Genomic DNA, 22,998 nt, shown 5'->3' on the forward strand with positions numbered 1-22,998 from the left:
GGGCCGCTGGCGGCCCCCGGGGAGAACATCATTTTTTGCTTTTTGCGGCCGCTTTCGGCATGGCGGCGGCGACCTGCTGCAGCGACTGGGTCAGGGCGCCACCCTGCTTGATGGCGGCCAGGGCCAGGTCCTTGCCGAAGGGCAGGGTGGCGGCGGTCTGGCGGGCGCCATCCTCCACGGCTGCCTGCCATTCTACATATTGACTTTGCATGACGGGGGCCAGTTCTCCGGCGGCGGTCGTGGTCAGTTCGTAAGCGGCCTGGGCATAGGCGGTGCCGTTTTTCAGCAGGGTATGGGCCAGGCCGGTCTGGATATCCACCGCCTGTTGGACGCTGGTGCTGCCGAGCAGTTGCTTGTAGCCCGCCGCCTCGTCTTCCAGCATTTGCCGCACGGCGCCGAAATTGAGTTCGGCCAGGTTCTGGATGGTGTCGAAATAGACCTGGGTGGCCCCCAGGAAGGAGGTGGCCAAGGCGTTGTTGGCCTGGGAAAGCGAGGCCAAGGAGGCGAAGTTCAGCTTTTCTGACATGGGTGACTCCTGTTCTTGGATTGGATGGAAAACCGTCCCGGAGCCTGATGGTCGGCCATTTGCAGGCCGGCCCCGGGTCGATCCATTATTCAGCGATCGTTTAATAATGACAAGGGGCTCTTTGTAACCGTCTGTGCCTGGCCGAACGTGATATCTTTGCGCTCCGAATATGAGCCCGCCACCTTCATCCCCGCGCCGTCCCGGGCGCCCCCGCAGCACCGATGTGGACAGCCGCGAAAAGCTGCTGGCCGCGGCCTTGCTGGCTTTCTCCGAACTCGGTTTCGCCGGCGCCAGCCTGCGGGCCATTGCCGTCTCGGCGGGGTTCGACGTGGCCATGATCTTCCACCACTTCGGCTCCAAGGAGGGACTGTGGCAGGCGGTGGTGGAATCCATGGCGGCCGATTTCCAGCAGTCCCTGAGCCATGAGCTGGTGCCGCTGATGGAAGGGGATTGGCCCATCGCCGAGCGGGTCACCCGGGTGCTGGACGTGTTCGTGGAAAAGCTCATCGAGCGGCCCGCCGTGACCATGCTGATCATGCGCGAGATGCCGCTGCCGGGGGAGCGCCGCGACTTCCTGGTGGCCCGCCTGCTGCGTCCCTCCTGCGACGGCCTGGTGCCCTTCTGGCTGGAGGCCATGGAGGCGGGGCTGCTGCGTCCTTCCGACCCGGTGCTGTTCCACGTCGGCATTTTCGGGGCCATGGCGATGATCCTGGCCTTCCGCGACGTCCTGCCCCGGCTGGGCTCGGCGGAGATGGACCTGGCGGAGATCAAGGCCCATCTCTACCGCGGCCTGCTGGCCGACCCGGCCTGAGGCACGGGCAAAAAAATACCGGACGATGGAATCCGTCCGGCCAAGGGGGAGCCTACGTGCAGGCTCTGTTCGGAGCGCCCGGGGGAGTCGGTACTGCAGCGCCCATCTCTATTAATAGATGGCATTGGAATATTTGTCGATGCTTTTTTAGGCCGGCGACGATTCCATTTTCCCGGGTGGCATACGGGGCGGCAGGCGGGCCGCCGGTGGCGGACGGCCGCCCCATGCGGAATTTCTGCCTATGCTGGCGGTCGTATCTGATATACCTTCTGGCCCTGTTTTCTTTTTTCAGCGTGCAGGCCCCGTGACTCCCACCCCCGACTATTCCAAGATGACCGGCAAGGAACTGGATCGCATTGCCCATGTGATCCGTCCCGGCGGCTGGTCCGTGGCCGGGGGGCGGCCTATTTCCACCCTGCTGGGGTCCTGTGTGGCGGTGTGCCTGTTCGATCCCCAGCTGAAGATCGGCGGCATGAACCACTTCCTCCTGCCCAGCCGGGGCAAGGACCGGGAGCTGGACCCGGACACCATCCTCTCCGGCGACTATTCCATGGAAGTGCTGGTCAATGCCCTGCTGGCCCAGGGCGGCCAGAAGCGGCGGCTGGTGGCCAAGATGTTCGGCGGCGGCAACATCGTTTCCGCCATCCTCACCTCCATCGGCGAACGCAATGTGGATTTCGCCACTGAGTGGCTGCAGCGGGAAAACATCCCGGTGCTGGCTTCCGACGTGCTGGGCCCCTGGTCGCGCAAGGTGGTGTTCGTGCCGGGCACCGGCGACGCCTTCTGCATGCGCATGCCGGTGACCCAGAGCATCGTCGCCCAGGTCAGCCGGGAGGAAGAGGCCTACGCGAACAGCCTCTCCAAGCCGGCACCGCCGGCAGGCAAGAAAATCGAGCTGTTCTGAAGCCCATGCCCCGGGATGCCCAGGGGACGGGCATCTTGCGGCATCCTGCCCCGTCTGCCGCGTCCCTGCTGCTTTCCAGACCAGGTGCTATGAGGGAGCCCTCCGGGCCGGTCCGGGGGCTGGCGCCGCGTTGCCGCTGCCCCCGGGTGGCTTTCTCTCAGCTGGCCAGTTCCGGCCGTTCCCGGAACTCTTCCAGGGCTTCCGGATTGGCCAGGGCCTCGACGTTTTTCACCGGCCGCTGGTGCACCACGTTGCGCACCGCCAGTTCCACGATCTTGCCGCTCTTGGTGCGGGGAATGTCCCGCACCTGCACCACCTTGGCCGGCACGTGGCGCGGCGTGGTGTTGCGGCGGATCTGCTCCTTGATGCGCACGCTCAGGGCGTCGTCCAGGGTGAGGCCGTCGCGCAATTTCACGAAGAGCACCACCCGCACGTCGTCGTACTTGCCCGGGGGCCAGTCCTGGCCGATGACCAGGGATTCCACCACTTCCTCCAGCTGTTCCACCTGCCGGTAGATTTCCGCCGTGCCGATGCGCACGCCCCCCGGGTTGAGGGTGGCATCGGAGCGGCCGTAGATGACCATGCCGTTGTGCTCGGTCAGCTCGGCGAAGTCGCCGTGGCACCAGACGTCGGGGAAGCGCTCGAAGTAGGCGGCGTGGTACTTGGCCCCGTCGGGGTCGTTCCAGAAGCCCACGGGCATCACCGGGAAGGGCTTGGTGCATACCAGTTCGCCCTTTTGCCGGCGCACCGGGTTGCCGTCGTCGTCGAACACCTCCACCGCCATGCCCAGACCCCGGCACTGGATTTCGCCACGGTAGATGGGCAGGGTGGGGGCGCCTAAGACGAAGCAGGAAATGATGTCGGTGCCGCCGGAAATGGAGGCCAGCTGCAGTTCCGGCTTGATGTCCCGGTACACGTAGTCGAAGCCTTCCGGGCTCAGGGGGCTGCCGGTGGAGAAGAGGGCGCGCAGGGCTTGCAGCTGGTGAGTCTCCCGGGGCTTGAGGCCCATCTTGGCGGCAGCATCAATGAACTTCGCCGAGGTGCCGAAGTGGGTCATGGCTTCCGCATCGGCGTAGTCGAAGAGGACCTTGCCATTGTCGGCGAAAGGGCTGCCGTCGTAGAGCAGCAGGGTGGCACCGGAGGCCAGGCCCGAGACCAGCCAGTTCCACATCATCCAGCCGCAGGTGGTGAAGTAGAAGACCCGGTCGCCGGGCTTCACGTCGCCCTGCAGCTGGTGTTCCTTGAGGTGCTGCAGCACGGCGCCGCCGTGGCAATGGACGATGCACTTGGGCACGCCGGTGGTGCCCGAGGAATACATGATGAAGAGGGGATGGCTGAAAGGCAGGCGGGCAAAGGCCGGCGCCGTGGCGGAGAAGGGCGCCAGGGCCTGATCCCAGGTCACGGCCTTGGGGATGGCGCCGATATCGGGTGTGGCGGCCAGGTAGGGCACCACCACCACCTTCTCCAGGGTCGGCAGCTGGGCGGCGGCCTCGGCGTTCTTGGCCAGGCAATCCACGGCCTTGCCGTTGTACCAGTAGCCGTCCACGCAGACGAGGACCTTGGGGCCGATCTGGCCGAAGCGGTCCAGCACGCCCTGAACGCCGAAGTCCGGAGAGGCGGAGGACCAGATGGCGCCCAGCGAGGCGGCAGCCAGCATGGCGATCAGGGTTTCCGGCAGGTTGGGCAGGTAGCCCGCTACCCGGTCCCCGGGCTGCACGCCGGCGTCCTCAAGGAACTGTTGGAAGCGGGAGACTTCCGCACGCAGCTGGTCCCGGGAGAGGCGGCGCTTGACCTTGTCCTCGCCCCAGAAGACCAGGGCGTCTTCCGGGCCGCTGAAACGCAGCAGGTTTTCCGCGTAGTTGAGGCGGGCCTCGGGAAACCAGCGGGCGCCGGGCATTTTGTCGCCGTCTTCGAGGACGGTGCCGCCCTTGTCGCCGACCACGCCGCAGAAGTCCCACAGCAGGGACCAGAAGGCGGCTGGCTGGTCCACGGACCATTGCCAGAGGGCGTCGTAATCGTTGAGGGGAGCGGCGGCCGCCTGGCTGGCGGCGCCCATGAAGCGGGTGAGGTTGGCGGCGGCTACCCGTTCGGGGCCGGGCCGCCACAGCAGATCGTGGGCGGTGTTCATCTTGTCTCCATCGTTTTTATGGGAGACGGAGGTACGTTGCCCCCGTCTCCGGGTGCTGCCGGGATCTAGAGGTCTTGCAGGCTGGCCCGCAGGCTTTCCGGAATGGGGGCCGACTTGCCGCTGCCGGTGTCGATCCACACCACCTTGGATTCGCCGGTGGCGTAGAGGGTGTCGTCCCCCACCAGGCGCAGTTCGTAATGGGTGGGAATGGAGGAGCGCCCGGGATGGCCGGCGAAGAGCTTGACCTCCACCGTGCCCGGGTAGGTCAGGGGCAGCAGGAAGGTACAGGAGGCATTGACGATGACCGGGCCTTCGCCCACCGGGCCCACGGTGTAGCCCAGCTGTTCCAGCCATTCGCAGCGGGCCTGTTCCATGTAGCGGAAGTACACCGTGTTGTTCACATGCCCGTAGGCATCCATGTCGCCCCAGCGGATGGGGATATGGCTGGTGAGGATGAGTTTACGTTTTGTCTCCATGGTATTTTCTTGTGTGGTTTGGGGTGATTGAAACGCTACCATACGTTAGCGTATAGTATTCGCAAATTTTGGCTTGTAACAATCCCATAACAACAATCTGAACGGAGCGAGGACATGCAACGCGAATCCATGGAATACGATGTGCTGATCGTCGGCGGCGGCCCGGCCGGTCTGGCGGCGGCGATCCGCCTGAAGCAGCTGGCGGCCGCCAACGGGCAGGAATGCGGTGTCTGCCTGATCGAAAAGGGCTCCGAAATCGGGGCCCACATTCTGTCCGGCGCGGTGATGGACCCCAAGGCCCTGACCGAGCTGATCCCCGACTGGAAGGAGCAGGGCGCTCCCCTCAATGCCCCGGTCTCCGAAGACCGCTTCTTCATCCTCTCCGAGGACGGCGGCTGGCAGGTGCCCAACGGCCTCCTGCCCGGCTGTTTCCACAACGAAGGCAACTACGTCATCTCCCTCGGCAACGTCTGTCGCTGGCTGGGCCAGCAGGCCGAAAACCTGGGCGTGGAAATCTACCCGGGCTTTGCCGGCGCCGAAGTGCTCTATAACGAGGACGGCTCCGTCAAGGGCGTGGCCACCGGCGACATGGGCCGCCTGAAGGACGGCAGCGAAGGCCCTGCCTTCCAGCTGGGCATGGAGCTGCATGCCAAGTACACCCTCTTCGCCGAAGGCTGTCGCGGCCACCTGGGCAAGCAGGTCCAGGCCAAGTTCAACCTGGCTTCCGATGCCGATCCCCAGGTGTACGGCATCGGCATCAAGGAACTGTGGGAGATCAAGCCCGAGAAGCACCAGACCGGCCTGGTGGTGCACACCGGCGGCTGGCCCATGGACAACGACACCTACGGCGGCGGCTTCCTCTACCATATGGAAGACAATCTGGTTTCCGTCGGCTTCGTCGTCGGCCTGGGTTACGACAATCCCCACCTCTCTCCCTACGAGGAGATGCAGCGCTTCAAGACCCATCCGAAGATCCGCGAATTCCTCGAAGGCGGCAAGCGCGTCTCCTACGGCGCCCGGGCCATCACCGCTGGCGGCCTGCAGTCCCTGCCCAAGCTGACCTTCCCCGGCGGCGTGCTGATCGGCGACGATGCCGGCTTCCTCAACGCCTCCCGCATCAAGGGTTCCCACTGCGCCATCAAGAGCGGTTCCCTGGCCGCCGAAGCCTGTTTCGAGGCCCTGGCCGCCGAGCGCAGCTTTGATGAACTGACCGCCTATCCGGAGAAGTTCAAGGCCTCCTGGCTCTACGAGGAACTGTACAAGGCCCGCAACTTCAAGCCCTGGATGAGCAAGGGCCTGCACTGGGGCGGCTTCATGTTCGGCGTGGATCAGAAGCTCTTCGGCGGCAAGGCGCCGTGGACCCTGCACCACAGCGGTCCGGACCACCTCAAGCTGAAGAAGGCCAAGGACTGTACCCCCATTGCCTATCCCAAGCCCGACGGCGTGCTCACCTTCGACCGGCTGTCCTCCGTCTTCCTCTCCAACACCAATCACGAGGAAGACGAGCCCTGTCACCTGCAGCTGAAGGACGCTGCCGTGCCGATCCAGGTCAACCTGGCCCAGTACGACGCGCCCGAGCAACGCTACTGTCCGGCCGGGGTGTACGAAATCCTGCGGGAGGCCGACGGCTCCAATCCCCGCCTGCAGATCAACGCCCAGAACTGCGTGCACTGCAAGACCTGCGACATCAAGGACCCGACCCAGAACATCACCTGGGTGGTGCCCCAGGGCGGCGAAGGGCCGAACTACCCCAATATGTAACCGTACGGTCACCTTCTTGTCCTAAAATGCGCCGTCCCCGAGACGGCGCTTTTTTTTTATGTTCATCCGTTGCCTTGCCCTGTTCCTGCTGTGGCCTTCCCTGGCCTTTGCCGCCCGGCCCTTCGTCACCGACGATGCCCGGCTGACCACGGCCGGCAGCTGCCAGCTGGAAAGCTGGGCCCGCATCTATCCCCAGAGCCGGGAACTGTGGATGCTGCCGGCCTGCAATCCGGGCGGCAATTTCGAGATCACTGCCGGGGCCGGCATGGCCCACAACGACCACGCTCCCCGCAGCGACGACTATGTGCTGCAGGCCAAGACCCTCTTCAAGCCCCTGGAAAGCAACGGCTGGGGCTGGGGTCTGGCGGTGGGAAAGATCGCCCATCCGGGCGTCAATGCGGGGCCCAACCTGCTGGGCAATACCTACGCCTACCTGCCGGCTTCCTTTTCCTTCCTCGACGATCGGGTGGTGCTGCACACCAATGTGGGCTGGCTCAAGGACCGGGCCAGCCAGCGTCACAACCTGACCTGGGGCCTGGGGGGCGAGTGGTGGGTGCATGAGCGGGCCAGCCTCATTGCCGAGTCCTTTGGCGACAACCGGGTCAAGCCCTACTGGCAGACCGGCCTGCGCTTTTTCGTGGTGCCCGAGCGGGTCCAGGTGGATGCCACGGTGGGGCGCCAGGTGGACGGGGGCCGGGACAGCCAGTGGTTTTCCGTGGGCCTGCGGCTGACGCCGGATCGCTTCTTCTGAGTCAAACGCACCATCCCGGTGCCCACCGGGAAAGTCGGCGAAGGACTGCTCCATCCTGGTGCATTGATGGCGGTTGCGGTGCGGGGTGGATGTCCGGCGCGGCCCGTAATCCGGTCAAAGGCCAGGGGTGGCCCGGGGGTTGCTAAGCAAAGCTGTCATCTCTCCTGGCTCTGCATCCCCATGTGTCTCTTTCTCAAGTACGACGGACCCTACGTTCCCTCCCTCTGGCCGATCCTCGGCGGCCGCCAGGTTGATCGCCACGTGTGGCGCTTCGATGCGGCGGACAACGCCGCCCTGGACCAGCTCATGGAAAGCCTGGCGGCGGAAACCAACCGGGAAACCCTGAAGGAAACCCTGGCCGTCCACTGCGACCAGAGCGAGGCCAGCCTGGGTCTGGTGCCCACTCTGCAACTGGCCCTGCCTTTCAACACCCTCTACGCCCGCCGGCTCCACGCCTGGATGCTGGGGGACCTGCGGCCCCATGTGCGCATGCACTTCCAGCCCCTGGTGGACATGACCCAGGACGGCCAGGTGTTCGCCCTGGAGGCCCTGTGCCGTCTGGAGCATCCCCAGGGACGCCTGCTCAGCGGCGCCGAGGCCTTCCATCTGGCCGGGCAGCTGGGGCGGGAGGCGGACCTGGACCTGGAGTGCCAGTTCATGGCCCTGGAGGCCAAGGCCAACCGCATTCCGGCGGGCACGCCCCTGTTCCTCAACGTGCTGCCCCAGAACATGCTGCACAGCCAGTGGACCCAGCGCATGGTGGAGCACCTCAACCGCCTCGGCATTGACCGGCGCGAGGTGGTGATCGAAGTGGTGGAGTCGGAGCGGGTAGACCCCAATGTCCTCGCCGACAGCTGTGAAGCCCTGCGCACCCTGGGCTTTCGCATCGCCCTGGACGACATGGGGGCCGGCTTCAACGGCCTGTCCACCCTGGCGGCGGTGCGGGCCGACTTCATCAAGGTGGACCGCAGCATCGTGCACGGCGCCCAGGGCAGCCGGGTGCGCTCGGTGCTGCTGGAGGCCATCGTCTCCATGGCCCAGCGCCTCGGCGCTACGGTTATTGCCGAAGGCCTGGAGCGGCCGGAGGACGTCAATTTCGTGCGCGACATGGGCATCAGCTATGCCCAGGGCTTCTATTTCGCCCAGCCCCAGCTGCTCACCGAGCCGGAGGTGGCGCCCCTGCCGCGCCAGGACGATTCCTGCCGCTCCCGGCCCCGGGACCGTTTCCAGCTGACGGACCTGATGGACCCCTGGCAGTCCATCGACCTGCGCGCCTCGGTGCCGGAGGCGCGGCAGATCTTCCAGGAAGCCCCGTCCCTGCCCCTGGCCATCGTCACCGACCAGGGCCAGCCCATCGGCCTGGTGCGGCGGGGCAAGGTGCTGTCGGCGGCGGCCCGCACCCTGGGCAAACTGTGCGAACCGGTGGCGCGCAATCTGCCGCACCGCCTGACGACGCCGGCCCTGGCCCGCATCCTCTACCACGACCGCAAGGATTCGGATCCCTGGGTGGTCACCTCCAACGAGGGGCAGTATCTGGGGGTGATCCATCCTATGACCCTGATCGCCCAGATGCTGGCGCGGCGGGAAAACGGCAGCAACCTGCATCCGCTCTCCCACCTGCCCACCGGCCCCAGCCTGCGCCATACCCTGGAATCCCGCTTGGCGGAGAACCAGACCGTGTGCCTGGTGTATATCGACCTGGACCACTTCAAGGCTTACAACGACCGCTACGGCTTCATCCGCGGCGATGCCATGATCCGCACCCTGGCCGAACTGCTGCGCCATACCTTCGTCGGCCGTCCCGAATGTCTGCTCGGCCACATCGGCGGCGACGACTTCATCCTGGTCATGGAAAGCATGGGGCCGGGGCTCACCGACGAACTGCTTTCCATCATGGAACAGTTCCAGGCCCTGGCCTCCCACCTCTACGACCACGAGGACATCGCCCGGGGTCATTTCCTTACCGACGACGGCCTAGCCCATCCCATCGCCAGCATCTCGGTGGCAGTGGTCAATGCCAGCACCGGCCGTCTGGCCAATGCGGTGGCGGCGGCGGAACGGGCAGCGGCCCTGAAGAAGGTGGGCAAGGTGGAGCAGGGCAGCGTCATCGTGGTGGAAGGCGTGCCGCCGGCCATGATCAAGCAGCAGCACAACCACGGCCTGGGCCTGTGGAAGGAAAACGCCATTGCCGCCCTGGCCGACTTCATCGGCGCGCCCCGCAGCCGGGACCCCCACGCCCTGGATGCCTGGTTCCGCAGCTATCCCTTCTTCGAGATGGTGTTCGAACTGGATGGTGCCGGGGTGCAGCGCTACCCCAACTGGATCAACCCGGACATGTACGGCCGCATCAAGGCCGGCGGCGTCGGCGTGGACCGCAGCGAACAGCCCTATTTCGCCCACGTGGCCGAAGGGGGCCAACCCTACGTGTCGGAAATCTACCTCTCTTCGGCCACCGAGGATTTCTGCATCACCCTGGCCGTGCCCCTGCGGGAGGGCAGCGTCATCGACGGGGTGCTGGTGGCGGACATCAACATCAGTTCCATGGCCAGCCTGACCCGGCGCTTCCATCTGGACCACGAGGCCCAGGCCGCCTGATTGGTTCCGGCGGCAGAAAAGACAACGGGCCCCGCAGGGCCCGTTGTGAGGTGCAGCGACTGCCGCTAGGGGATCAGAACAGCTCTTCCGCCAGGGCCAGGGTGCCGGTGGCGCCATCGACGATGGAGTCGGTCAGGCCCTGGGCCTTGGTCAGCTGGTGATCGGCGAAGAAGCGGGCGGTGACGATCTTGGCAGCGTAGAACGGGTCGCTGTCGCCGCCGGCGATCTTCTCCTGGGCCACCAGGGCGGCCCGGGCCATCTGCCAGCCGCCGGCAACGATGCCCAGCAGACGCAGGAAGGGCACGGAACCGGCGTGGGCTGCCTTGATGTCGTCCTTGAAGATGGCGACGATCCAGTTGGCGGCCTGTTCCAGGGCATCCACGCCAGCGGCGAAGCGCTTGCGGATGGCGACGAAGTCGGCGCCGTTCTGGGCTGCCAGCTTGGCGTCCAGCTTGCGCATCTCGGCGATCACGGCCTTGATGGTGGCGCCGCCTTCGCGGGCCATCTTGCGGCCGATCAGGTCGTTGGCCTGGATGGCGGTGGTGCCTTCGTAGATGGCGGTGATGCGGGCATCGCGCAGGTGCTGGGCGGCGCCGGTTTCCTCGATGAAGCCCATGCCGCCGTGCACCTGCACGCCTTCGGAGGCCACCTCGATGGACATCTCGGTGCTGTGGCCCTTGACCACGGGGATCATCAGGTCGGCGAAGGCCTGGTTGGCAGCGCGGACGGCTTCGTCCGGATGGTGCTTGGCGGCGTCCATGGCGGCGGCCACCACGTAGGCCAGGGCCCGGGCGGCTTCGGTCTGGGAACGCATGCTCATGAGCAGGCGGCGAACGTCCGGGTGCTTGAGGATGGAGACCTTGGGGCCGCCGCGCACGCCCAGTTCGGTACCCTGGATGCGGTCCTTGGCGTACCACACGGCCTGCTGGTAGGCACGCTCGGCCAGGGCCACGCCTTCCATGCCGACGGCGAAGCGGGCGGCGTTCATCATGATGAACATGTATTCCAGGCCGCGGTTTTCCTCGCCCACCAGGTAGCCGACGGCACCGCCGTGGTCACCGAAGGCCATGACGGCGGTGGGGCTGGCGTGGATGCCCAGCTTGTGTTCGATGGAGACGCAGTAGGCGTCGTTACGTTCGCCCAGGGAGCCGTCGTCCTTGACCATGAACTTGGGCACGACGAAGAGGGAGATACCCTTCACGCCTTCCGGTGCATTGGGCAGGCGGGCCAGCACCAGATGCACGATGTTCTCGGTCATGTTGTGGTCGCCGTAGGTGATGAAGATCTTCTGGCCGAAGATCTTGTAGCTGCCATCACCCTGGGGCTCGGCGCGGGTGCGCACGGCGGCCAGGTCGGAACCGGCGCTGGGCTCGGTCAGGTTCATGGTGCCGGTCCACTCGCCGCTGACCATCTTCGGCAGGAACTTCTGCTTCAGGGCGTCGGAGCCGGCGGTCATCAGGGCCTCGATGGCGCCGGTGGTGAGCATGGGGCACAGGGAGAAGGCCATGTTGGCCGACTTCCACATTTCATTGACGGCGGTGGAGATCAGCTTGGGCAGGCCCTGGCCGCCGAACTCGGGGGAACAGGCCAGCGCGGTCCAGCCGTTCTCGGCGAACTGGGTATAGGCTTCCTTGAAGCCGGCGGGCACGGTGACGGCCTTGTCGTGCCACTTGGAGCCTTCCTGGTCGCCGCTGAAATTGATGGGGGAGAGGACGTTGCCGGCAAACTTGGAGGCTTCCTCCAGAATGGCGTCGGACAGGTCCGTGTCCACTTCCTCGTAGCCCGGCAGTTGCACGACCTGTTCCAGGCCGGCCAGCTCTTTCATGACGAAGTGCATGTCACGCAGGGGGGCATTGTATTGACTCATTCGCGCTTTCTCCTTTGATTAATGGTTGTTGCTTTTGGGTTACTTCTTGGCGAGATAGATGGAATCGTCGAAGGTGCTGATCCACTGGGGGCGGTACACCACCAGGATGGTGACGACCATTCCCGTCAGCCAGGCTTCGGAAAAGCCCAGCAGCAGGAAATAGGGCAGGTAGTCGTCGAGCAGCTTCTCCAGCGGGTAGGCTCCGCCCAGGTAGAGCAGGGCGCTGGCGGCGACGCCGGTGGCCAGGATGGTCAGGGCCGAACCGAAGAAGCCGTTGGCGAAGATGAAGACGAAGGGGTTCTTGCTCAGCCGGCGCTGGTTGAAGCGGTAGATGCCGTAAGCCAGCAGCACCGGCAGGCCGGCCATGACCAGGGCGTTGAGGCCGAAACTCTCCCAACCGGCAGCGCCGTTGACCGTGATCCCGGCCAATACCAAGGAAAGGCCGACGAAGGCCAGCCAGGGGCCGAACTCCAGGGTGAAGGTCATGGCGCCGAGGAGGTGCAGGTCGAGCCCGGGCAGGACGCCAGCCTTGATGCTCCACAGCAGGGTGAGGATGACGATGGTGCCCAGCCAGACATTGGACTGGGCACTGTCGCCGAGCCGGCCCCAGGGGGCGCGGCGCAGGGCCAGCAGGAAGACTGCGGCGAACAGCCCCCAGCCCAGCCAGTGCAGGGCCGGGTCGAGGAGGTTGTCCGGCAGATTCATGCCCGGCTCCTGCGGTGCTTGCTACTGCCTTAGACGGCGGCGGCCAGTTGGGGCACGACCTCGAACAGGTCGGCCACCAGACCGTAATCGGCCACCTGGAAGATGGGGGCTTCCGGGTCCTTGTTGATGGCGACGATGACCTTGGAGTCCTTCATGCCGGCCAGGTGCTGGATGGCGCCGGAGATGCCGATGGCGATATACAGCTGGGGCGCGACGATCTTGCCGGTCTGGCCCACCTGGTAGTCGTTGGGCACGAAGCCGGCATCTACGGCGGCACGGGAAGCGCCCAGGGCGGCACCCAGCTTGTCGGCCAGGGGCTCCAGCAGGGTCTTGTAGTTCTCCCCGTTACCCAGGCCGCGACCACCGGAAACGATGATCTTGGCGGCGGTCAGCTCGGGGCGCTCGCTCTTGGTCAGTTCCCGGGAGACCAGCTTGGACTTGCCCAGGTCGGGGCCGGCGGCGATGGCTTCGACTGCGGCGGAACCGCCTTCGGCCACGGCTTCAAAGCCGGTGGTACGCACGGTGATGACCTTCACGGCATCGGCGGACTGCACCGTGGCCAGGGCATTGCCGGCGTAGATGGGACGCACGAAGGTGTCGGCGGACTCGACCCCGACGATGTCGGAGATCTGGGCCACGTCCAGCAGGGCGGCGACGCGGGGCGCGAAGTTCTTGCCGTTGGTGGTGGCGGGGGCAACGATGTGGCTGTAGCCGGCCGCGTTGGACACCACCAGGGCAGCGACGTTTTCAGCGGTCTGGTCGGCGTAGTGGGCGGCATCGGCCACCTTCACCTTGGCCACACCGGCCAGCTTGGCGGCTTCGGCAGCGGCGCTGGCACAGCCGGAACCGGCCACCAGCACATGGATTTCACCACCGATCTTGGCGGCTGCGGTGACGGCGTTCTTGGTCGCCGCCTTCAGGGATTGGTTGTCGTGTTCGGCAATGACGAGGATAGCCATTAGATCACCTTCGCTTCGTTCTTCAGCTTGCTCACCAGATCGGCCACGTCGGCCACCTTGACGCCGGCCTGGCGCTTGGCGGGCTCGGCCACCTTCAGGGTCTTCAGACGGGGGGCCACGTCCACGCCCAGGTCTTCCGGCTTGATGGTTTCCAGGGGCTTCTTCTTGGCCTTCATGATGTTGGGCAGGGTGGCGTAGCGCGGCTCGTTGAGGCGCAGGTCGGTCGTCACCACGGCCGGCAGGGCCATTTCCAGGGTTTCCAGGCCGCCGTCCACTTCACGGGTCACGGTGGCCTTGCCGTCGGCGATCACCACCTTGGAGGCGAAGGTGGCCTGGGGCCAGCCTTGCAGGGCGGCGAACATCTGGCCGGTCTGGTTGGAGTCGTCGTCGATGGCCTGCTTGCCGAAGATCACCACCTGGGGCTGTTCCTTGTCGGCCACGGCCTTGATCAGCTTGGCCACGGCCAGGGGCTGCAGGTCGGCGTCGGATTCGATCAGGATGCCGCGGTCGGCACCGATGGCCATGGCGGTGCGCAGGGTTTCCTGGCAACCGGCGACACCGGCGGAGACCACGATCACTTCGCTGGCGATGCCGGCTTCCTTGAGGCGAACGGCCTCTTCGACGGCGATTTCGTCGAAGGGGTTCATGGACATTTTGACGTTGGCAATATCAACGCCGGTACCGTCGCTCTTGACGCGCACCTTGACGTTGTAATCCACCACCCGCTTTACTGGTACCAGGACTTTCAATGTATCCTCCTTGGGACTACGCGAATTTGTCTGATGAATCTATCTGAGTATCCTACTCCGTCGGCCACCTTTGTGGGGCGTCTCCCGGCCTGCTCCGGGGAGTTTGACAGCCCCCGGCCCGAACCGCAGAATAGGCCCATACTCGCTGGTATGGATCAGCATACGGTAGCGTACGGAAAAACCCTTGTCAACGGCTTGAGATGAAACAGGAAAAAACAACAAAAGTCCGCACCCAGCTTGACCGCAGCGACTGGATCGAAGCGGCCATCAACGTCCTCGCCGACGAGGGAACCGACGGCCTGCGGGTGGAGGTCCTGGCCAAGAATTTCGGGGTGACCAAGGGCAGTTTCTACTGGCACTTCAAGGACCGTCAGGACCTGCTCATGGCCGTCCTGGAAACCTGGAAGGAAGGCCGCATCAAGGACATCATCAAGCAGACCACGGCCCAGCCCGGCAAGGAACGGGAACAGATCTATCACGTGATCCAGGTGTACAGCCTGGCGCGCAACCGCAAGGGCATTCCCATCGAGCTGGCGGTGCGCGACTGGGCCCGGCGCGATCCCCAGGCGGCGGCCATCGTCGAGGAGGTGGATACGTCGCGGCTGGAGTGCACGCGCAAGCTGTTCGTCGCCTGCGGTCTCTCCGAGAAGGAGGCGAAGAGCCGCAGTCTCATGCTCTACGCCTACGTCTTCGGCCAGAGCCTGATGATCTACGACCATTTCGACGACAACCTGGGCGCCCTGCGCGACTGGATCGCCGACCGCATCGTCCTGCCGACTCCCTGAGCTTTGCCGGACCGCCTTCCTGGCGGTCCTTTCACTCCCGTATCAGTTTCCCTTCCTGCATGCGCAGGCGCCGGCCGCAGCGGGCGGCGATTTCCTCGTCGTGGGTGACCAGCACCAGAGTGGTGCCCTGGTCCGCATTGAGCTTGAACATCAGGTCCACGATCTGGTGGCCGGTGTGGCCGTCCAGGTTGCCGGTCGGCTCATCGGCCAGCACCAGCTTGGGCTCCAGGGCGAAGGCCCGGGCCAGGGCGACCCGCTGCTGCTCGCCGCCGGAAAGGTGCTTCGGGTAGTGGCGCAGGCGCTGGCTCAGGCCCACCCGTTCCAGCCATTGCCGGGCCTTGGCCGCGGCCTCCCTGATGCCGGCCAGTTCCATGGGCAGCATGACGTTCTCCTCCGCAGTGAGGGAGGGCAGCAGCTGGAAGGACTGGAAGACGAAGCCCAGCATGCGGCCCCGCAGGCGGGCCCGGGCGTCTTCGTCGAGGTCGTTGAGATTCTCGCCGTCGAGGCGGACGGAGCCGCTGCTGGGCGAGTCCAGGCCGGCCAGGAGGCCGAGCAGGGTGGATTTGCCGGAGCCGGAGGCGCCGACGATGGCCACGGTTTCCCCCGCACTCACGCTGAATTCGATATCGTGCAAAATGGTCAGGGGCGTATCGCCGTTGCTGACGGTCTTGCCCAGACCCACCACTTCCACCAATGAATGTTCGGACATGCGGGAAAAAATCCTCGTCGTTTTGAAGTTGCTGCCCTGGCTGATGCTGCTGGCGGCGCCTGAAGTCATGGCCAGGACCATCCTGGTCTTCGGCGATTCCCTTTCCGCCGGCTACGGCATCCGCCAGGAGGCAGCCTGGCCGGCCCTGCTGCAGAACCGGCTGCAGGAAAGGCGTTTCGATTATAGCGTCGTCAATGCCAGCATCTCCGGCGAAACCACTGCCGGCGGCCGTTCCCGCCTGGAGGCCGCCTTGAGCAAGCACCAGCCTTCGGTGCTGGTGCTGGCCCTGGGGGCCAACGACGGCCTGCGGGGCCTGCCCCTGGCGGTGATGCGGGACAACCTGGCGGCCATGATCAAGGCGGCCCGCCGGCAACAGATCAAGGTGCTGCTGGTGGGCATGCGCCTGCCGCCCAATTTCGGCGCCTATGCCGACGACTTCCACCGCAGCTTCGCCGAACTGGCCCGGCAGGAGAAGCTGGCCTACGTGGATTTCCTGCTGGACGGCGTGGCGGACAAACCCCAGCTGTTCCAGGCGGACAACCTGCATCCCCTGGCCGAGGCCCAGCCGCGCCTGCTCGACAATGTGTGGACGGGGCTGGCGCCCCTGCTCAGCGGGCGCTGACTGCAAGCCCCGGGGTGCCCGGGGATAGCTCGCCGATCACGGCCGCCTCGCCGAAACCGGCGTCGCGGAAGGCTGCCAGCACTTCCGCCGCCGCTTCCGGGGCGCAACTCACCAGGAGGCCGCCGGAGGTCTGGGGGTCGGTGATGAGCTTCTGCTGCCATTCCTCCAGCCCCGCCTCCAGGGTCACTTCATGGCCGTAACCGGCCCAGTTGCGGTTGGAGGCGCCGGTGGCGATGCCGGCCTGCACGTGTTCCACCGCCTCGGCGATGAGGGGCAGGGCGGCGAAGCGCACATGGGCCGCCAGCCCGGAGCCGCGGCAGATTTCCAGCAGATGGCCGGCCAGGCCGAAGCCGGTGACGTCGGTCATGGCGTGCACCGCCGGCAGTTCGGCCAGCCGGGTGCCGACCCGGTTGAGCTGGGTGGTGTAGCCGATCATGCGGCCATAGCCCTCGGCGGAAAGCTTGCCCTTCTTCAGGGCGGCGGAAAGGATGCCCACGCCCAGGGGCTTGCCCAGGATCAGCACGTCGCCCGCCTTGGCGCCGCTGTTCTTCTTCACCTTGTCCGGATGCACCAGGCCCAGGGCCACCAGGCCGTAGATGGGTTCCGGCACGTCGATGGAATGGCCGCCGGCGATGGGGATGCCCGCCTCGGCACAGACCGAGGCGCCGCCGGAGAGGATGCGCTCGATCACCGGCAGGGGCAGCTTGTCCAGGGGCATGCCCACCAGGGCCAGGGCCAGGATCGGCGTGCCGCCCATGGCGTAGATGTCGGAAATGGCGTTGGTGGCGGCGATGCGGCCGAAGTCGTGGGGATCGTCCACGATCGGGGTGAAGAAATCGGTGGTGGCCACCAGGGCCTGGCTGTCGTTGAGCTTGTAGACCGCCGCATCGTCGGAGGACTCGGTGCCCACCAGCAGCTGGGGCGGAATGAGGGCCGCCGGGGTGGCGGCGAGGATCTGGGAGAGCACGGCCGGGGCAATCTTGCAGCCGCAGCCGCCGCCATGGGAAAAGGAGGTGAGCTTGATGTCGTCCATGGGGTTTGCCGTGGGAAGGTCGGGGAGGGGCGTTAGAATGGCGCCTCTTCCGGAAAAACGCCACCCCGACATGAAACATCCCGCCCTCGCCAGCGTCGCCCAACTGGGTGACTACGATGCCATCATCGACGTCCGCACGCCGGTCGAATTCGCCGAGGACCACGTACCCGGGGCCATCAACTGTCCGGTGCTGTCCAACGAGGAGCGCGTCACCGTGGGCACCCTGTACAAGCAGGTGTCGCCCTTCGAGGCGAAGAAGGTGGGGGCGGCCCTGATCTCCATCAACATCGCCCGCCACCTGCAGGAGCGTTTCCGCGACATGCCCAAGGAGTGGCGGCCCCTCATCTATTGCTGGCGCGGCGGCCAGCGCAGCGGGGCGATGCAGATCATCTTCCGCCAGATCGGCTGGCGGGCGGACAAACTGGACGGCGGCTACAAGGCCTTCCGCCAGCACGTCATAGAGCAGATAGACGCCCTGGCGCCACGCTTTGCCTACCGGGTGGTCTGCGGCGCCACCGGCAGCGGCAAGACCCGCATCCTCCAGGCCCTGGCCCGGCAGGGCGCCCAGGTGCTCGATCTGGAAACCCTGGCGGCCCACAAGGGCTCGGTGCTGGGGGTGCTGCCGGGCGAGCCTCAGCCGGCCCAGAAGGGCTTCGAGACCGCCCTGTGGCAGGCCCTGGCCAGCTTCGACAGCTCCCGGCCGGTGTTCGTCGAGGCCGAGAGTCGCAAGATCGGCCGCCTGCATCTGCCCGACGCCCTGCTCGAGGCGGTGCGGGGTGGCGAGTGTCTGGAGGTGGCGGCCAGCCTGCCGGCCCGGGTGGAATTCCTGCTGCGGGATTACGACTACTTCCTGCAGGACCCGGAATGGCTGGTGCGCCGCCTGGACAACCTGAAGGAACTGCAGGGCAAGGAAACCGTGGCCCGCTGGCAGGCCATGGCCCGGGAGGGCGGCTGGTCCCAGCTGGTGCAGGAACTGCTCGACCTGCATTACGACCCCCACTATCGCCGCTCCCAGGGCCAGAACTACCAGGGCCGCCGGCGTCACGATCCTTTCGTCAGCGACGACCTGAGCGACGCCGGCATCGAGGCCCTGGCCGCCAGCATGCTCGCCGCCGCCGGCGCGTGATAGTCTGGCAGGCCCGTCCCCTGGACTTTCCGGAGGTGCCATGCTGATCAAGGCCGACCAGTCCCTGTTGCTGATCATCGACATCCAGGAGCGCCTTGCCCCGGCGATCCACGAGGGCGAGGCCGTGATCGCTCACAATCTGTGGCTGACCCAGGTGGCCCGCCGCCTGGCGGTGCCGGTGCTGGCCACGGTCCAGTATCCCCGGGGCCTGGGCGCCACGGTGCCGGCCCTGGCGGAAATGCTGGCGCCGGAGGAGGTGGTGGAGAAAATCCATTTTTCCGCCGTGGCCGACGGCTGCCTCGACGAGCTGCCCGCCCTGGCCCGCCGCCAGGTGGTCATCACCGGCACCGAAACCCATGTCTGCGTGCTGCAGACGGCCCTGGACCTGCTGGGCCGGGGCAAGGAGGTGTTCGTGGTGGCCGAGGCGGTCGGCTCCCGCCGGCCCGAGGACAAGGCCCTGGCCCTGGAGCGCCTGCGCCAGGCCGGCTGCGTCATCGTCTCCCGGGAGATGGTGGCCTTCGAATGGCTGCACCGGGCCGGCACCGACCTGTTCCGGGCGGTGAGCCGGGACTTCATTCGCTAGCCTCCGCCAGGGGCAGGGCCGGCAGGCTCGTGCGGCGGCGTTCTCCGGGCTGCCTGCCTGGCAAGGCAGCAAGGGCGCCATGTTTCAGGCAGGTGCCTGCAATATCGTTACCCGGTGCGCTTCCCGGCCCGGTAGTGGCCGGGGTATGCCGGCTCCGGGTCTCATCCCTTATCCTTCATTCCGATTCCATCCCCACAGGAGATGTCCATGCTCAGCGGAAAAGTCGCTCTCGTCACCGGTTCCACCTCCGGCATCGGCCTGGCCGTGGCCCGGGCCCTGGCCCGCAACGGCGCCGCGGTGATGCTCAACGGTTCCCGTCCGGCGGCCGAGGTGGAAGGTCTGCGGGCGGCCATGGCCGCCGAGTTCGGCGTCAAGGTGGCCTACACCTCGGCCGACCTGGCCGATGCTACCTCGGTGCGGGCCCTGGCGGCGGCTGCCGAGAAACAGCTGGGAGTCGTGGACATACTGGTGAACAACGCCGGCATCCAGCACGTGGCGGCGGTGGATGAATTCCCCGAAGAGAAATGGGACCAGCTCATCGCCATCAACCTGTCCTCCGTCTTCCATGCCACCAAGGCCGTGTTGCCGGGTATGAGGGCGCGCAACTGGGGCCGCATCGTCAATATCGCCTCGGCCCACGGTCTGGTGGCCTCGCCCTTCAAGGCGCCCTACACCGCCAGCAAGCACGCGGTGGTGGGCTTTTCCAAGGCGGTGGCCCTGGAGGTGGCGGAGACCGGCATCACCTGCAACGCGGTGTGCCCCGGCTATGTGCGCACGCCCCTGGTGGAAAAGCAGGTGGCGGCCCAGGCCAAGGTGCACAACCTGCCGGAGGATCAGGTGATCCGCGACGTGATCCTGGCGGCCCAGCCCAACAAGCGCTTCCTCGAGGCCGACGACCTGGCCGAGTTCGTGCTGTTCCTCTGTTCCCCCGCCGGCGCCGGCATGACTGGCGCCGCCCTGCCCATGGACGGGGCCTGGACCGCCCGCTGAGGCACGCCGGGGCAGGGCAGGGCGCCCGGCCCCGATTTTCCGGCGTTGGTGGTGCGTTCGCCGGTGTTGGCCGCCCGTTGCCGGCAGGTTTGGAAGGCGGCCGGGTTATCGGCTACAATTCGGCTTTCCCGCAGCTATATCGTCATGACCAAATACGTCTTCGTCACTGGCGGCGTGGTTTCTTCCCTGGGTAAGGGAATTGCCGCTGCCTCTCTGGGTGCGATTCTCGAATCCCGCGGAATCACCGTCACCCACCTCAAGCTTGATCCCTACATCAACGTCGACCCGGGCACCATGAGCCCCTTCCAGCACGGCGAGGTGTTCGTCACCGAAGACGGCGCCGAGACCGACCTGGACCTGGGCCACTACGAGCGCTTCACCAGCGCCAAGATGGGCAAGCGCAACAACTTCACCACCGGCCAGATCTACGACACGGTGCTCAAGAAAGAGCGCCGCGGCGAGTACCTGGGCAAGACCGTGCAGGTCATCCCCCACATCACCGACGAGATCAAGGCCCACATCAAGCGTGGCGCCGAAGGGGCCGACGTGGCCATCGTCGAGGTGGGCGGCACCGTGGGTGACATCGAGTCCCTGCCGTTCCTGGAAGCCATCCGCCAGATGGGTTTCGAGGAAGGCCGCAACAACACCTGTTTCCTGCACCTGACCCTGCTGCCCTACATTCCCACCGCCGGCGAGCTGAAGACCAAGCCGACCCAGCATTCCGTCAAGGAACTGCGGGAAATCGGCATCCAGCCCGACGTGCTGCTGTGCCGCGCCGACCGGGAAATCCCGGAAGACGAAAAGGGCAAGATCGCCCTGTTCTGCAACGTCCAGCGCGAAGCCGTGATCGAGGTGCTGGACGCCGATTCCATCTACAAGATCCCGGCCATGCTGCACGACCAGATGCTGGACGAGATCGTCTGCCACAAGCTGGACATCCTGGCCAAGGCCGCCGACCTCTCCGTGTGGAACGGCCTGGTGGACGCCCTGGAGCACCCCCAGCACAGCGTGGAAATCGCCTTCGTCGGCAAGTACGTGGACCTTACCGAGTCCTACAAGTCCCTCATCGAGGCCCTGAAGCACGCCGGCATCCACACCCGTTCCAAGGTCAACATCCACTACCTGGATTCCGAGGACATCGAGAAGAACGGCTGCGGCGCCCTGAAGGGCATGGATGCCATCCTGGTGCCCGGCGGCTTTGGCAAGCGCGGCACCGAAGGCAAGATCGCCGCCATCCGCTACGCCCGGGAAAACAAGGTGCCCTACCTGGGCATCTGCCTGGGCATGCAGCTGGCCGTGGTGGAATTCGCCCGGGACGTGGCCGGCATGGCCGGTGCCCACTCCACCGAATTCGAGCAAAACAGCCCCTTCCCGGTGATCGGCCTGATCACCGAATGGCAGGACGCCTCCGGCAAGGTGGAAAAGCGCGACGAAAATTCCGACCTGGGCGGCACCATGCGCCTGGGCGGCCAGCTGTGCCAGCTGGCCGACGGCACCCGGGCCCGCCAGATCTACGGCGCCCCCGAGATCGTCGAGCGCCACCGCCACCGCTACGAAGTGAACAACACCCTGCTGGCCCAGCTGGAAGCCAAGGGCCTGGTCGTCGCCGGCCGCGCCCCCGGCACCGACCTGTGCGAAATGGTGGAACTGCCCGCCGACGTGCATCCCTGGTTCGTCGGTTGCCAGTTCCATCCGGAATTCACTTCCACCCCGCGCAACGGCCACCCCCTGTTTACCTCCTTCGTCCAGGCTGCCCTGAAGCAGCAACAGGCGACCGCCAAATGAAACTGTGCGACTTCGAGGTTGGCCTCGACCAGCCGATTTTCCTCATCGCCGGCCCCTGCGTCGCCGAGTCCGAGCAGCTGTGCGTGGACGTGGCTGGCCAGATGAAGGAAATCTGCGGCCGCTTGGGCATCCCCTACATCTTCAAGGCGTCCTACGACAAGGCCAACCGCAGCTCCGGCAAGAGCTTCCGCGGCCTGGGCATGGATGCCGGCCTGAAGATCCTGGAGAACGTGCGCCGCCAGATCGGCGTGCCGGTGCTCACCGATGTGCACACCGAAGCCGAGGTGCCCGCCGTGGCCGCCGTGGTGGACGTGCTGCAGACCCCGGCCTTCCTCTGCCGCCAGACCGATTTCATCCACGCCGTGGCCGCTTCCGGCAAGCCGGTGAATATCAAGAAGGGCCAGTTCCTGGCCCCCGGCGACATGAAAAACGTGGTGGACAAGGCCCGGGAAGCCAACGGCGGCGCCGACACCATCATGGTCTGCGAGCGCGGCGCCTCCTTCGGCTACAACAACCTGGTCTCGGACATGCGCTCCCTGGCCATCATGCGCGACACCGCCTGCCCGGTGGTGTTCGACGCCACCCATAGCGTGCAGCTGCCCGGCGGGCAGGGCACCGCTTCCGGCGGCCAGCGCGAGTTCGTGCCGGTGCTGGCCCGGGCCGCCGTGGCCAGCGGCGTGGCCGGCCTGTTCATGGAAACCCATCCGAACCCGGCCTGCGCCATGTCCGACGGCCCCAACGCCTGGCCCCTGGACCGCATGGAATCCCTGCTCCGGGTGCTGGTGGGCATCGACCGTCTGGTCAAGTCCGGCCCCCTGGAAGAGCTGAGCCTCTGATGATCGCCCACGTCGTCCTGTTCAAGACCAAGCCCGGCATCGCCACCAACGATCCCCGGGTGGTGGCCCTGCTGGGCGAGCTGGACCAGTTGCCCAAGGCGGTGCCGGGCATCGTCACCTGGAAGCACGGCCCCAACGTGACCCTGGACCCCCAGGCCTGGGATTACGCCGTCTATGCCGAGTTCGAGACGGAAGGGGCGCTGCAGCGCTACTACGACAACGAGGTCCACGCCGACATCGTGCGGCGCTGGGACGAGATCGGCATGCTGCTCTTCTCCGACGTGAAGCTCTGAGATT

At 66.1% G+C, this 22,998-nt stretch carries 22 protein-coding genes; 13 read left to right on the top strand and 9 right to left on the bottom strand.

Translation table 11 applies throughout. The annotated features are described in order from the left end of the window. Positions 1–28: 28 nt before the first annotated feature. A complete protein-coding gene (locus AC1RTA_RS00005) occupies positions 29–526 on the bottom strand; it encodes a phasin family protein (protein ID WP_014237349.1) in 498 nt (165 codons plus the stop codon). A 223-nt stretch (positions 527–749) separates the two neighbouring features. On the opposite strand from AC1RTA_RS00005, the gene AC1RTA_RS00010 reads away from it, so the two are divergent. Together AC1RTA_RS00010 and AC1RTA_RS00015 are read left to right on the top strand one after the other, a co-directional pair. Continuing rightward, the gene (locus AC1RTA_RS00010; RefSeq protein WP_165397439.1) at positions 750–1,337 is read left to right on the top strand and encodes a TetR/AcrR family transcriptional regulator; all 588 of its coding nucleotides are present in this window, start codon (positions 750–752) and stop codon (positions 1,335–1,337) included. Between the two features lie 304 nt (positions 1,338–1,641). Then, a complete protein-coding gene (locus AC1RTA_RS00015) occupies positions 1,642–2,241 on the top strand; it encodes a chemotaxis protein CheD (protein ID WP_492783642.1) in 600 nt (199 codons plus the stop codon). A 157-nt stretch (positions 2,242–2,398) separates the two neighbouring features. Here AC1RTA_RS00015 and AC1RTA_RS00020 read toward each other — a convergent pair whose 3' ends face one another. Both AC1RTA_RS00020 and AC1RTA_RS00025 read right to left on the bottom strand, forming a co-directional pair. Next, positions 2,399–4,369 carry an acetoacetate--CoA ligase gene (locus AC1RTA_RS00020; RefSeq protein WP_492783643.1) on the bottom strand — a complete coding sequence of 657 codons (1,971 nt, stop codon included), beginning with the start codon at positions 4,367–4,369 and terminating at the stop codon, positions 2,399–2,401. Positions 4,370–4,434: 65 nt separating this feature from the next. Beyond that, positions 4,435–4,845, bottom strand: coding sequence for an acyl-CoA thioesterase (locus tag AC1RTA_RS00025; RefSeq protein ID WP_130458382.1), 411 nt, complete (start codon positions 4,843–4,845; stop codon positions 4,435–4,437). Positions 4,846–4,959: 114 nt separating this feature from the next. Here AC1RTA_RS00025 and AC1RTA_RS00030 point away from each other — a divergent pair, with 114 nt between their 5' ends. The 3 genes from AC1RTA_RS00030 (at position 4,960) to AC1RTA_RS00040 (ending at position 9,952) form a co-directional block, all read left to right on the top strand. Further along, entirely contained in the window at positions 4,960–6,606 is a 1,647-nt protein-coding gene (locus AC1RTA_RS00030) for an electron transfer flavoprotein-ubiquinone oxidoreductase (RefSeq protein WP_130458383.1), read from the top strand. Between the two features lie 58 nt (positions 6,607–6,664). Continuing rightward, positions 6,665–7,357 (top strand): PA4824 family protein, encoded by a 693-nt coding sequence (locus AC1RTA_RS00035; protein ID WP_492783644.1) that lies wholly within the window; start codon positions 6,665–6,667, stop codon positions 7,355–7,357. Positions 7,358–7,537: 180 nt separating this feature from the next. Next, positions 7,538–9,952, top strand: coding sequence for an EAL domain-containing protein (locus AC1RTA_RS00040; RefSeq protein WP_130458384.1), 2,415 nt, complete (start codon positions 7,538–7,540; stop codon positions 9,950–9,952). 73 nt (positions 9,953–10,025) lie between these two features. Here the strand turns inward: AC1RTA_RS00040 and AC1RTA_RS00045 are convergent, their stop codons facing one another. From AC1RTA_RS00045 to AC1RTA_RS00060, 4 genes are read right to left on the bottom strand one after another with little or no spacing between them, the layout of a single operon-like run. Further along, positions 10,026–11,819, bottom strand: coding sequence for an acyl-CoA dehydrogenase (locus AC1RTA_RS00045; protein ID WP_014237357.1), 1,794 nt, complete (start codon positions 11,817–11,819; stop codon positions 10,026–10,028). Positions 11,820–11,858: 39 nt separating this feature from the next. Then, positions 11,859–12,524, bottom strand: a complete 666-nt coding sequence (locus tag AC1RTA_RS00050) for an energy-coupling factor ABC transporter permease (RefSeq protein ID WP_014237358.1) — start codon at positions 12,522–12,524, stop codon at positions 11,859–11,861. A gap of 29 nt (positions 12,525–12,553) precedes the next feature. Beyond that, a complete protein-coding gene (locus tag AC1RTA_RS00055) occupies positions 12,554–13,483 on the bottom strand; it encodes an electron transfer flavoprotein subunit alpha/FixB family protein (protein WP_492783645.1) in 930 nt (309 codons plus the stop codon). Then, the gene (locus AC1RTA_RS00060) at positions 13,483–14,232 is read right to left on the bottom strand and encodes an electron transfer flavoprotein subunit beta/FixA family protein (RefSeq protein ID WP_014237360.1); all 750 of its coding nucleotides are present in this window, start codon (positions 14,230–14,232) and stop codon (positions 13,483–13,485) included. The genes AC1RTA_RS00055 and AC1RTA_RS00060 overlap by 1 nt, the downstream gene beginning before the upstream one ends. 200 nt (positions 14,233–14,432) lie before the next feature. Between AC1RTA_RS00060 and AC1RTA_RS00065 the strand changes: the two genes are divergently transcribed. After that, entirely contained in the window at positions 14,433–15,017 is a 585-nt protein-coding gene (locus AC1RTA_RS00065; RefSeq protein ID WP_014237361.1) for a TetR/AcrR family transcriptional regulator, read from the top strand. A 31-nt stretch (positions 15,018–15,048) separates the two neighbouring features. Here the strand turns inward: AC1RTA_RS00065 and AC1RTA_RS00070 are convergent, their stop codons facing one another. After that, complete coding sequence (locus AC1RTA_RS00070; RefSeq protein ID WP_492783646.1) at positions 15,049–15,726, bottom strand: ABC transporter ATP-binding protein; 678 nt, start codon at positions 15,724–15,726, stop codon at positions 15,049–15,051. On the opposite strand from AC1RTA_RS00070, the gene AC1RTA_RS00075 reads away from it, so the two are divergent. Further along, a complete protein-coding gene (locus tag AC1RTA_RS00075; protein WP_492783647.1) occupies positions 15,725–16,348 on the top strand; it encodes an arylesterase in 624 nt (207 codons plus the stop codon). The two genes, AC1RTA_RS00070 and AC1RTA_RS00075, sit on opposite strands and share 2 nt — an antisense overlap. On the opposite strand, the gene selD is transcribed toward AC1RTA_RS00075, so the two are convergent. Continuing rightward, positions 16,335–17,381 (bottom strand): selenide, water dikinase SelD, encoded by a 1,047-nt coding sequence (gene selD, locus AC1RTA_RS00080; protein WP_492783648.1) that lies wholly within the window; start codon positions 17,379–17,381, stop codon positions 16,335–16,337. The two genes, AC1RTA_RS00075 and selD, sit on opposite strands and share 14 nt — an antisense overlap. A 70-nt stretch (positions 17,382–17,451) precedes the next feature. Here selD and mnmH point away from each other — a divergent pair, with 70 nt between their 5' ends. The 6 genes from mnmH to AC1RTA_RS00110 all read left to right on the top strand — a co-directional run bounded on the left by mnmH (position 17,452) and on the right by AC1RTA_RS00110 (position 22,994). Next, complete coding sequence (gene mnmH / locus AC1RTA_RS00085) at positions 17,452–18,507, top strand: tRNA 2-selenouridine(34) synthase MnmH (RefSeq protein ID WP_492783649.1); 1,056 nt, start codon at positions 17,452–17,454, stop codon at positions 18,505–18,507. 40 nt (positions 18,508–18,547) lie between these two features. Continuing rightward, a complete protein-coding gene (locus AC1RTA_RS00090; protein ID WP_205230075.1) occupies positions 18,548–19,090 on the top strand; it encodes a hydrolase in 543 nt (180 codons plus the stop codon). A gap of 207 nt (positions 19,091–19,297) precedes the next feature. Further along, the gene (locus AC1RTA_RS00095) at positions 19,298–20,080 is read left to right on the top strand and encodes a 3-hydroxybutyrate dehydrogenase (protein ID WP_492783650.1); all 783 of its coding nucleotides are present in this window, start codon (positions 19,298–19,300) and stop codon (positions 20,078–20,080) included. A gap of 144 nt (positions 20,081–20,224) precedes the next feature. Beyond that, entirely contained in the window at positions 20,225–21,865 is a 1,641-nt protein-coding gene (gene pyrG, locus AC1RTA_RS00100) for a CTP synthase (protein ID WP_014237368.1), read from the top strand. After that, positions 21,862–22,701, top strand: a complete 840-nt coding sequence (gene kdsA / locus AC1RTA_RS00105) for a 3-deoxy-8-phosphooctulonate synthase (protein ID WP_130458394.1) — start codon at positions 21,862–21,864, stop codon at positions 22,699–22,701. The genes pyrG and kdsA overlap by 4 nt, the downstream gene beginning before the upstream one ends. Then, a complete protein-coding gene (locus AC1RTA_RS00110) occupies positions 22,701–22,994 on the top strand; it encodes a Dabb family protein (protein WP_014237370.1) in 294 nt (97 codons plus the stop codon). Before kdsA ends, AC1RTA_RS00110 begins: the two co-directional genes overlap by 1 nt. The last annotated feature ends 4 nt before the right edge of the window (positions 22,995–22,998 follow it).

It is taken from the genome of Azospira sp. MPR-E4, from assembly GCF_058809645.1.